The sequence below is a fragment of the Bartonella sp. AP4SXKL genome (assembly GCF_042195845.1).
Lineage (GTDB): Bacteria > Pseudomonadota > Alphaproteobacteria > Rhizobiales > Rhizobiaceae > Bartonella.
The window spans coordinates 21,584-32,281 of the sequence record NZ_JBHIPA010000016.1; the positions used below are offsets into that span (position 1 = coordinate 21,584).

General features: G+C 37.5%; 9 protein-coding genes, 1 tRNA gene and 1 pseudogene. 4 read left to right on the forward strand and 7 right to left on the reverse strand.

The genetic code is table 11. The features are described 5' to 3' along the window. Positions 1–224: 224 nt before the first annotated feature. The 3 genes from ACFIMI_RS08010 to rpoH all read left to right on the forward strand — a co-directional run bounded on the left by ACFIMI_RS08010 (position 225) and on the right by rpoH (position 3,722). On the forward strand, positions 225–1,655 hold the full coding sequence (locus ACFIMI_RS08010) for an aldehyde dehydrogenase family protein (protein ID WP_375685914.1): 1,431 nt from the start codon (positions 225–227) through the stop codon (positions 1,653–1,655). Between the two features lie 29 nt (positions 1,656–1,684). Then, positions 1,685–2,689 carry an RluA family pseudouridine synthase gene (locus ACFIMI_RS08015; RefSeq protein ID WP_375613714.1) on the forward strand — a complete coding sequence of 335 codons (1,005 nt, stop codon included), beginning with the start codon at positions 1,685–1,687 and terminating at the stop codon, positions 2,687–2,689. Between the two features lie 148 nt (positions 2,690–2,837). Next, a complete protein-coding gene (gene rpoH / locus ACFIMI_RS08020) occupies positions 2,838–3,722 on the forward strand; it encodes an RNA polymerase sigma factor RpoH (protein WP_273790355.1) in 885 nt (294 codons plus the stop codon). Between the two features lie 203 nt (positions 3,723–3,925). On the opposite strand, the gene ACFIMI_RS08025 is transcribed toward rpoH, so the two are convergent. From ACFIMI_RS08025 to ACFIMI_RS08035, 3 genes are all read right to left on the reverse strand, one after another. Further along, positions 3,926–5,347 (reverse strand): hypothetical protein, encoded by a 1,422-nt coding sequence (locus ACFIMI_RS08025; protein ID WP_375613715.1) that lies wholly within the window; start codon positions 5,345–5,347, stop codon positions 3,926–3,928. A 237-nt stretch (positions 5,348–5,584) separates the two neighbouring features. Beyond that, positions 5,585–6,874, reverse strand: coding sequence for an adenylosuccinate synthase (locus tag ACFIMI_RS08030; protein WP_375613716.1), 1,290 nt, complete (start codon positions 6,872–6,874; stop codon positions 5,585–5,587). A 383-nt stretch (positions 6,875–7,257) separates the two neighbouring features. Beyond that, positions 7,258–8,421: a phosphoserine transaminase gene (locus tag ACFIMI_RS08035; RefSeq protein ID WP_375613717.1), complete on the reverse strand. Its 1,164-nt coding sequence runs from the start codon at positions 8,419–8,421 to the stop codon at positions 7,258–7,260. 400 nt (positions 8,422–8,821) lie between these two features. On the opposite strand from ACFIMI_RS08035, the gene ACFIMI_RS08040 reads away from it, so the two are divergent. Then, positions 8,822–8,897 (forward strand) — tRNA-Phe (locus tag ACFIMI_RS08040). Positions 8,898–8,980: 83 nt separating this feature from the next. Here the strand turns inward: ACFIMI_RS08040 and ACFIMI_RS08045 are convergent. The 4 genes and pseudogenes from ACFIMI_RS08045 to ACFIMI_RS08060 all read right to left on the reverse strand — a co-directional run. Then, positions 8,981–9,178 (reverse strand): helix-turn-helix transcriptional regulator, encoded by a 198-nt coding sequence (locus ACFIMI_RS08045; RefSeq protein ID WP_375612052.1) that lies wholly within the window; start codon positions 9,176–9,178, stop codon positions 8,981–8,983. Positions 9,179–9,258: 80 nt separating this feature from the next. Continuing rightward, positions 9,259–9,537 carry a hypothetical protein gene (locus tag ACFIMI_RS08050; protein ID WP_375612051.1) on the reverse strand — a complete coding sequence of 93 codons (279 nt, stop codon included), beginning with the start codon at positions 9,535–9,537 and terminating at the stop codon, positions 9,259–9,261. Next, on the reverse strand, positions 9,534–10,265 hold the full coding sequence (locus ACFIMI_RS08055; protein WP_375692434.1) for a phage antirepressor KilAC domain-containing protein: 732 nt from the start codon (positions 10,263–10,265) through the stop codon (positions 9,534–9,536). The genes ACFIMI_RS08050 and ACFIMI_RS08055 overlap by 4 nt, the downstream gene beginning before the upstream one ends. A gap of 356 nt (positions 10,266–10,621) precedes the next feature. Then, positions 10,622–10,698 (reverse strand): annotated as a pseudogene (locus tag ACFIMI_RS08060) (phage antirepressor Ant); the annotation flags it as partial.

Below are 10,698 nucleotides of genomic sequence, written 5' to 3' on the forward strand. Positions count from 1 at the left end.
TTCAAGAAAATTGTCTATGCCTCTCTTTCTCTCCCTTTTCATAAAAGAAACTAGTCTCAATAATACAATAAGCATTGCTCTATTGAACTCTCCATGCTCAATTATCACGATATAATCTAATTTCTCACGTTTTTATAAGATTATCCTTGTTATCCTCGTTTAAAAAGGCTTAGACTAAGACAATCATAATTACATAAATATAAATAGAAAAAAGGGAGTGAATTATGTTTAATAAACGGAAATTTTATATCAATGGTCTATGGGATGAGCCAAGCACTCCTCACGATTTTGACGTCATTAATCCATCAACAGAGGAGGCTTGTGCTGTCATTAGCCTTGGAAGTACAAAAGATGCCGATAAAGCAATTAATGCGGCTAAAGAAGCCTTTCAAAAATGGAAAACAACATCACCAAATGAGCGTCTTGGATTTGTTGAAAAAATTCTAGAGATCTACGAAAAACGTTCCAAAGACATGGCAAAAACCATTTCAATGGAAATGGGAGCACCAATTGATATGGCGCTTAATGCGCAAACTGCAACCGGAAGTTCCCATATTCGCAATTTTATCGAAGCTTATAAAGAGTTTTCGTTCCAAAAAACTTTAATAAAGGGAAATGAGCAAGCAATCCTTCACTACGATCCTATCGGCGTCGTAGGATTAATTACGCCATGGAATTGGCCCATGAATCAAGTAACTCTTAAAGTTATTCCTGCTCTCTTGGCTGGCTGTACCATGGTGTTAAAGCCCTCTGAAATTGCGCCTCTTTCTGCTATGCTTTTTGCTGAATTTTTAGATGAAGCCGCACTTCCAGCCGGTGTTTTTAATTTAATCAATGGTGATGGTGCGACTGTTGGCTCTTACCTCTCTGCACATCCTGATTTAGAAATGATCAGCTTTACTGGTTCAACTAGAGCAGGAAAAGATATTTCTAAAAATGCCAGTGCTACTTTAAAAAGAGTCTGTCTGGAACTTGGGGGAAAAGGAGCGAATATTATCTTTGCTGATGCCGACTCAGATGCTGTTCAACGTGGTGCACGACATTGCTTTTATAATAGTGGACAAAGTTGTAATGCACCAACTCGTATGCTTGTGGAACAGAGCATCTATGACAAAGCCGTGAAAATAGCCAAAGATATTGCAGAAACAACAAAAGTAGGACCAAACTGCCAAGAAGGAAATCATATTGGGCCCGTTGTTTCAAAAAAACAATATGATAAAATTCAAGATCTTATCCAATCGGGAATTGATGAAGGTGCAACTCTTGTTGCAGGCGGGACTGGTTTACCAAAAGGAATGGAACGCGGTTATTATGTCCGTCCAACAGTCTTTGCTGATGTAAAACCTCATATGCGTATTTTTAAAGAAGAAATCTTTGGTCCAGTTCTCTCGATTCTTTCTTTTAGTACAGAAGAAGAAGCCATCGCTTTAGCGAATGAGACTGAGTATGGTCTTACAAACTATATTCAATCGCAAGATCGCAACAAATGTCGTCGTATTGCGGCACAAGTACGCTCTGGTATGGTAGAAGTTAATGGATATGGATTACCCAGTGGAAGCTACTTTGGAGGTGTAAAATTTTCTGGGCGCGCTCGTGAAGGAGGACATTGGGGAATTAAAGAATTTCTCGATAGTAAAGCAATTTCGTACTGGTAAAATCTTATTAAAAACTTAATAGGAATCGTATGGTAATACAGAAAATAACGGATGAAGGTGCTCTTGGGCAACGTCTTGATCAGTGGCTCGCAAAACAATATCATGATGTGCTCTCACGTTCGCGTTTGCAAACTCTCATCCGTGAAGGCTGTCTTAAAATTGATGGTCAATTCATAAAGGAACCCAAAATAAAATTAAAACCTAACCAAATAATTGAATTGGAAATGCCGGACCTTCGTGATGCAGAACCTAGCGCTGAAGCCATTGCATTGGACATTCTTTTTGAAGATGATCATGTCATTGTTATTAACAAACCAGCCGGTCTTGTTGTTCATCCTGGGAATGGCAATTGGACCGGTACATTGGTTAATGCCCTTATTTACCACTGTGGGAATAGTTTATCTGGTATAGGTGGTGTTAAACGCCCTGGTATTGTCCATCGTCTTGATAAAAATACAAGCGGTGTCATGGTTGTTGCAAAAAATGATCTAGCTCATAAAAGTCTCAGTGCTCAATTTTCTGATCATGGACGTACCTGCGCATTAGATCGACGCTACCATGCCTTGATTTGGGGAACACCTCAGCGCAATGTCTGGACAATTGATGCATCACTTGGCCGTTCGCCCCATAACCGGACAAAGCAAGCTGTCATCCATAACCAAAACCCTTATGCTCGTCATGCTGTTACACATGTTTCTCTGCTTGAAAAATATGGCTCTCATGCAGACTCAACATCTTTTGCTAGCCTTCTGGAATGTCGCTTGGAAACTGGACGCACCCATCAAATCCGTGTTCATATGACTCATATTGGGCATCCACTCATAGGCGATACAGTTTATGGAAACGCTTTTAAAACAAAATCAAACACATTCAACTCCACTATTAGAAATGCAATCGATCAATTCAACCGACATGCACTCCATGCTGCAAGTCTTACTTTTGAACATCCTTCTACCGGTAAAGTTATGTCGTTTTCCGCACCACTGCCTCAAGATATGGCTAAACTTATTAAACTTTTTAAAAAAATGAATTGAAACTTTTCCCCTTCTCAAGATTTCACAATAAAATATCTTTTTTTGAACAAAATTGAAAAATATGCTAGAGTGAGGTTATGAGGATAGTTAGCTATCTAAAACATAGAATTTGCCTTATCAGGGAATTCAAACAAAAGGAGGGTGCTATATGGCCCATATGAATTTATTATCAGTAATGACAGGTGATGGTGGTTTAAACCGTTACTTGGAAGAAGTGCGTCGTTTTCCAATGCTTGAGCCAAAAGAAGAATATATGTTAGCTCAGCGTTACCGTGAGCATAATGATCTAAAAGCTGCGCATAGGCTAGTAACCAGCCATTTGCGTCTCGTAGCTAAAATCGCGATGGGATATCGGGGCTACGGACTTCCCATTGGGGAAGTCATTTCAGAAGGCAATGTTGGACTCATGCAAGCTGTTAAACGTTTCGAACCAGAGCGGGGTTTTCGTCTTGCAACCTATGCAATATGGTGGATTAAAGCATCAATCCAAGAATATGTATTGCGCTCTTGGAGTTTGGTGAAAATGGGGACAACAGCTAATCAAAAGCGTTTGTTTTTCAACCTTCGTAAGTTAAAAAGTAAACTTCAAGCACTTGATAGTGGCGATCTCAATGCAGAACAAGTGAAAAAAATTGCAATCCAGTTGAATGTCACAGAAGATGAAGTTGTATCAATGAATCGTAGGCTTGGTGGTGACACTTCACTCAACGCACCAATTCGAACAAAAGAAGGGGAAAACAGTGAGTTGCAAGATTGGTTGGTGGATGAATCTAACGATCAAGAACAAATTTTAATTGAAAAAAGTGAATTAGAAAATCGCCGTTCCATGCTCATAAATGCCATGGACAATCTCAATGAACGCGAAAAGCGTATATTTAAAGCGCGTCGTTTAAACGATGTACCACTAACCCTAGAAGAACTCTCTGGTGAATTTAATATTAGTCGAGAACGAGTAAGACAAATTGAAATGCGTGCATTTGAAAAAGTGCAAAACTCTATCAAAGATTCTACTTTATCTCAAAGTCAAGTATAAAACCTAGAGTTAAGTATAAAGCCAATGGTTTGCACATTCTTTAAATGTGAAAATGAAAAAAAGCATGCCTTGGCTTTATACTTGTAAATTAGCCTATAGAATTCTTTAAGTTATTGATATGTAAAGCTTTATTGAATATATTTGGTATATAATTGATAAAGACGGTCGTAGAAAATTCTTCACAGCCGTTTATTTTTTTGCATCTATGTTTTATTTTGTTGACCAAGAACTGTTAACTTATCTTGTTGTGCAAGCCATTGTCCAATAACTTCATTAAAAATAGACTTACCTGTTGGTCCTTTTGCAAAGGTTAATTCACTTATACGCCCGTTTTTATCCGTTAACACCAAACGCATCCAATCTAATTCTCGCATCAATTGTAAATTTCGATCAAGAAATGGATGATTTCCACTCAATGCGACAAGAAAAAAGTCATCGTTAATCTTTGCAGCAATGGTTCTTGTTAAAGCCTGTCCAATGGATTGTTCACTTGCTTTAAAGGTTAATGCTTGAACATTGCTTATAGCTTTACCTGAAAATTTATCCGAAAGAATAAAAATAAGGTCCATAATATATGAAGCAGGAAATGACTGATCGGTATTACGACGTAAAATTAACCGTAATGATATCCCTTCATCAGGAATTGTTATATCACCTTGTATAGTTGTTTCTTCTGGAGACCCCTTCACTTGAGACTCTTTTATAAGTGTCCAGCGAGCACTTCCCGTTGCTATCTTTTCTGCATCATAATTTGTACGTGCTTGATAGAAAACAGCTTCACCTGATGTTTCAAGCGATTGCAAATTGCTATCAACAACTGTTGAGAATACTTCTTCATCCGAAGAATCTATCGCTTGTTTTAAACCAACATCAATTTCACTTCCATCCTCTAATAAGCGTTGTGTTAACTTTCTCTTAATTGGAAATGCCTTTGGTACTCTGTGAGAAGCTTGAAGATTTTCTTCTAAAAACTGATGATCATTTGATACAAATACACGCTCACCAACAAAAAAAATACCAACAAGTAAAACAACAAAACTAACAACAGAAACAGCACTTATCACAATACGCCTTTGCACTAACGATTTATTAGCACGACGTAAAGCCTGAGAAAAAATGTGCGAAACAATATGCGGATTATCTTCCTGCGAAGGAGAAATCTTTAACACACTGCTATTAACATGCTGAGAAGGCACATCAGCCTCCATATTAACAGGCTCTGCATCTGGTATATCTGATACACAAAGCTCAACAAATACCTTGTTATCCTTTGAACGTGTAACAAAATCTTGCTTTCTTTTTATGTTTACCTCTGACAATTCATTATTCTTTGGTAATATAGTTTTTTTTGTATATTTCTTATCTTCATTTATATTTGTGGGATTCCAACCAATAACTGAAGAAAGCCGTTTCTTTTCAACTGCTAAATATTCTCCTTCAACAGTTGCAATAGAACTTTGAAGAATCTTTCTTTGTTCATCCGCTATTGCTTGTGGTATTTTTGCTGTTACAAATTGATGTTCTAGTGTTTCGGTAGCCCGCTTATAAATCCGCTTACGCACTTGTGGTGTAATATTATTTTGTGCATTAATTGTCTTTTTTAAGATTCCAACGAAATCTACCATTTCCTCTATAATCTCTCTTAAACTGAGAAAAAATCAATAGTAAAGCCAAAAAACTTTATTTTAGCCTTCTAAATTGGTTGCCATTTAATATTGGTACAACTATTGCAATAATGTAAAATGAATATGAAAAATAAACAATGCTATTTTGCACCTTTCTTTTACGTGCTCTTAAAAACTTTTTTTGTAAAAAGATACAAAAACGAACAGAGAACATATATAGAAATCTAAAAACAATAATCAATTAACAAAGGGATCCGTAATAAGAATAGTATCTTCACGCTCTGGACTTGTGGATAATAAAGCCACTTTTGTATTAATCAGTTCTTCAATATAGCGTATATATTTAATAGCCTGCACTGGTAAATCTTCCCACCTCAATGCATGTGCTGTTTCTTCCTTCCAACCTTCTAATGTTGCATAAATAGGCTTCACCCGATCCTGAGCTCCCATGGAAGAAGGTAAATAATCAATCCTTTTACCATCAAGCTCATAACCAATACAAATTTTTATTTCATCCAAACCATCTAAAACATCAAGTTTTGTCAATGCTATACCTTGAACACCGCAAATTGTTACCATCTGACGTACTAAGACAGCATCAAACCAACCACATCGACGCTTTCGACCCGTTACAACACCAAATTCATGTCCACGCACTCCCAGAAATTCACCAATATCATTTATCTGCTCTGTCGGGAACGGCCCTTCTCCAACGCGTGTAGTATAAGCTTTTGCAATACCCAAAACATAATGGATTGCATCAGGTCCCATCCCCGAACCTGTACATGCTTGCCCAGCAACTGTATTAGATGACGTTACATAAGGATAAGTTCCAAAATCATTATCTAATAAAGCACCTTGCGCACCTTCAAAAAGAATGTGTTTCCCTCCTCGATAACCTTCATCTAAAAGACGCCACGTACAATCCATAAAGGGCAAAATTTTATCCGCAACTTGCATCAATTCATCATAAAGTGCTCGAGAATCAATCTCTGCAACACCCATCCCACGACGCAAAGCATTATGATGCCTCAAAAGCCGCTCAATCTTAGCCATAAGTGTATCTTTTTCTGCTAAATCCATCACTCGGATAGCACGACGTCCCACCTTATCTTCATAAGCCGGTCCAATACCGCGCTTTGTTGTACCAATCTTTAAACCAGATAAACCGCTTTCTCGAATTGCATCAAGATCACGATGCAAAGAAAGAATCAAAGGAGCATTTTCAGCAATACGCAAAATTTCTGGTGTGATTTTTACACCCTGATTACATAGTTTTTTTACTTCTGCAACAAAATGATGAGGGTCAACAACAACACCATTACCAATAATTGATAACTTGCCACGCACTAAACCAGACGGTAAAAGTGATAATTTATAACTGACTCCATCAACAACCAATGTATGGCCAGCATTATGCCCCCCCTGATATCTCACCACGATATCTGCTCGCTCAGACAACCAATCTACAATTTTACCTTTGCCTTCATCACCCCATTGTGTACCGACAACAACTACATTGGCCATAACTTTCTCCGTCGTGTTTGGTCAAAAAAACCAGCATTCAAAAACAAACTCTTCTTTATAACGAAACCTTAGAGCAAGTGCGACTCCTCATTTCAGATTTTTCTCAATCTTCAAGTGATTAAATTTTCAAATTTATGATAATAAAGATAAGCAAATACCCAAATATTTTAAATCTGTCATTTTCGCTACAAAAAGTAAAAACATTAGAGATTTTAATTTGTGCGTATCCAACACCTGACAAAGCATTCATTCCCCGTCTTAATCTTTTACAATTCATGTAATATTTAGAGGCTGTTTGTCTGATACAAGAATACGAAAGATCATCATAATCTCTCGTATCCTTTTTTGTTTAAAAACACGTTGTGAAAATCAACAGTAATTATTTAAAGCTGTGCTTTTTCAACTTGGAACGCCCACTCAAGCCATTGTGTTAAAATTTCAAGATCGGAAGCCTCAATTGTTATACCCGCCCAAATTCGAAGCCCAGGAGGAGCATCGCGATACGAACCGATATCATAAGCAACCCCTTCCTCATCAAGACGCTTCACAACCGCTTTTATAAAAGATACTCGCTTTTCCGTATCCAAAGCAGTAATCACTGGATCCACAATATCTAAACAAATAGCGGTGTTAGAACGCACTTCAGGATCTTTTGCCAAATATTCTAACCATGGCGTTTTGCGAACAAAAGCATCAAGTACAGAAAAATTTTTCTCAACCCTTGCTCTTAATGCCGCTGCACCTCCTAGAGATTTTGCCCACTTCAACCCATCAAGAAAATCCTCAACACAAAGCATAGAAGGTGTATTGATGATCTTTCCTTTAAAAATATCTTCGTTCAATTTTCCATTTTTTGTCATATAGAAAAGTTGGGGCATAGGCCAAGCTGGAACATGATTCTCAAGCCTCTCAACAGCACGAGGACTTAAAATCACCATACCATGTGCAGCCTCACCTCCCAAAACTTTCTGCCATGAAAAAGTAACAACATCTAATTTTGAAAAATCAAGATATTGCGCAAAAGCTGCCGATGTTGCATCACAAATGGTCAATCCAGCACGCTTATGCGGAATGAAATCCGCATTAGGAATACGCACACCAGAAGTTGTCCCATTCCATGTAAAAACAACATCCCGATCAAAGTCAAGTTGTGTTAAATCTGGTATTTCACCATAAGGAGCTTCAAAACGACGCACATCAGAAAGCTTTAATTGCTCGACAACATCTTTATTCCACCCAAACCCAAAACTTTCCCACGCTGCCATATCAATGCCACGCTCACCTAATAGAGACCATAGAGCAGCCTCAACAGCACCGGTATCTGATCCTGGCATAATTCCTATACGATGATCAGAAGGAACCTCAAGAATCTCACGGGTTAAATTAACAACTTCAGCAAGTTTTAATTCTGCTTCTCTAGATCTATGTGAACGCCCAACTAATGCATTTTTAAGAACATCAAGAGTCCAACCAGGCCGTTTGCTACAAGGACCTGAAGAAAAATTAGTATTATTGGGACGATTACTTGGTTTTTGTAACATTATCATTATTTCTCCCCTTTTAGATGTTTTTCTTTCTTTATAAAGAAAAACAAATTATTATAAAGACTAATCAATAATCTTTTTAGAAAAAAGTCAAAAATGTTGTCTCTTATTTCGTATGCTTAAAATTTAGGGAAACTTTATAAAAAAATCTTTCTTAATCATTCTTCTCGATTGATTCTTTTAATTTTTTTTGTATCACCACCACGATAAGACAGCATTCTAATAACAATACACTAAAGTGTCCAATATACCTATCAAATTTATTTTATGATAAAGATTCATTGATAACGCTCTAGAATAGGGAGATAAACTTATTAAAAAATCAATTATTTTTCTTTTGATGACTGGACAGAGAAAATTTTAATGTTATAACCGCAAACGCTTTATATTTTTTATGAAGCATGCCCAGATAGCTCAGTTGGTAGAGCAGCGGACTGAAAATCCGCGTGTCCGTGGTTCGAATCCGCGTCTGGGCACCACTTTTTGTGTTTAAAATATTGAAATATACAGTTTTTTTCTTTAAATAACCATTTTTAGACCACCTTCTACAGTTTATATAATTTTATCTAATTTGCTCCTTATTTTTCTTTGGAGTGAAGGCTAAGATCTTTTTCTTTCTCCACCTCACTGCTCTCCCTAGCTTATATGGCTCCGGAAACAAACCCTGAAGCACCCAATTGCGAATCGTTGTTGTGGATACACTAAAAAGCTGTGCACACTCACGTGTCGTTACATATCTATCTCCATCATCAAATATCATCTCATTACCTTTCTCTTTTTTATGTTACTTAATCCCCTCCTCGTCCTATAGGACGAGGAGATGAAATCAATTGTTTAAAACTAAGCCGCTTTCGTGACGGGCTTCTGCAAACTCGGATCATAAGCTCGCAACAAAGAATCCATTCTATGGGGCAGCTCTGAATCTCCAAAATCCGTTAAAACTGCTAGAATCTTTGTAATATTTGGAATTTCATCTTGAAGTTTTAAAATCAAAGCTTTTTCTACTATGCTCATGATGTCAACCAAGTCACTACAGTCTTTGTCATCTACGTATTCACAATTGATAAACTGAGACAACGCTATCCACAAATCACATAAAAAGTCGATACTGGTATTCATTGCACACCCCCAAAGATTTGTTCTCTCAAACAAGCCAATCCTCTGGATGTGATTTTTGTTGAAGGGAGTACCTTTTCTGTACCATCTGGTCTTTGGATAGTGATAGCAGGACAGTCCATGAAACCTTTTTTGATTTTATCCTGATAAGGTAACAGAGGCGCCCCTGGAGCCCGTCGATACACCCAATCATGTTTACGCAAGTAATTGGTTAAGTCCTTTGGGCGCACCTCCAACATCTTCGCTGCTTCGATAAGACCGAATAAACCATCAGAGCGTTTTAAACCTTCCAAAGCTTCTGCTTTAGGCTTGAGTGTACTCACCTCATTTCTTAAGACTTCTAATTGATTGATACTCTCTAAAAGGAGCTGTTTAATCGTAAGAGGATTTTCCAAAGCATTGGCAAGATTTATTTGTGGTGTTGCTACTTGTCTTTCCAATTCTTGCCAGCGGTCAATAATCTTTGCTCGTAAAGCAGTGCTATAACCCGAAACAAAAATTAAACACTCACGTTTGGGAAGATTGTAGCAAGGAAGAGTACGACCTATTGAATCTCTGTAGAATCCTGCAAATTCACTCAGCTCAATTTTGAGCTCAGTGAGTATTTGCCGAATATCCCGCATAACATTCCGATGTTCTTTACCACATAATTCTGCAATTTCACGACTCGACATAGTCTGAGTGGTAGCACTATTAGCAGTGCTTTCTTTAATTTCTATAAGTGTGTTCACTGTGAACTCCTTGGTAATAGAGGTTTTCTATTGACACTCTAAAAGAGTGCCGGGTGCTAGAAAACACGGTACCAAGTCCGTCGCCACACCTTTCCCGTGAGGGTATTGTATAGTGTAACTACACCCGACAAGACCATTATATGCTACAGCATATAATGAGTCAAAATCTTTAATGTTCAGAAGACTGATTATTTCGGCAACCAATCCGCTTGGTATTTTAAGGTGTTTTCTAGGCACCTGATTCGGCAATAGACATACTGATAGTATTTTGTCAAATAAAAAATTAAAAAATCGGCGCTTATAAACTATATCGATTTTATCAGTAAATTCGTATTTCTTTTCCATAATTGTTGCTTTTAATGCATGCTTTGTCTTTTAAGCTCTTGAGACAGCACACCAATTCCTTTTGCTGTGATTTTTGCGCAAGGAATGA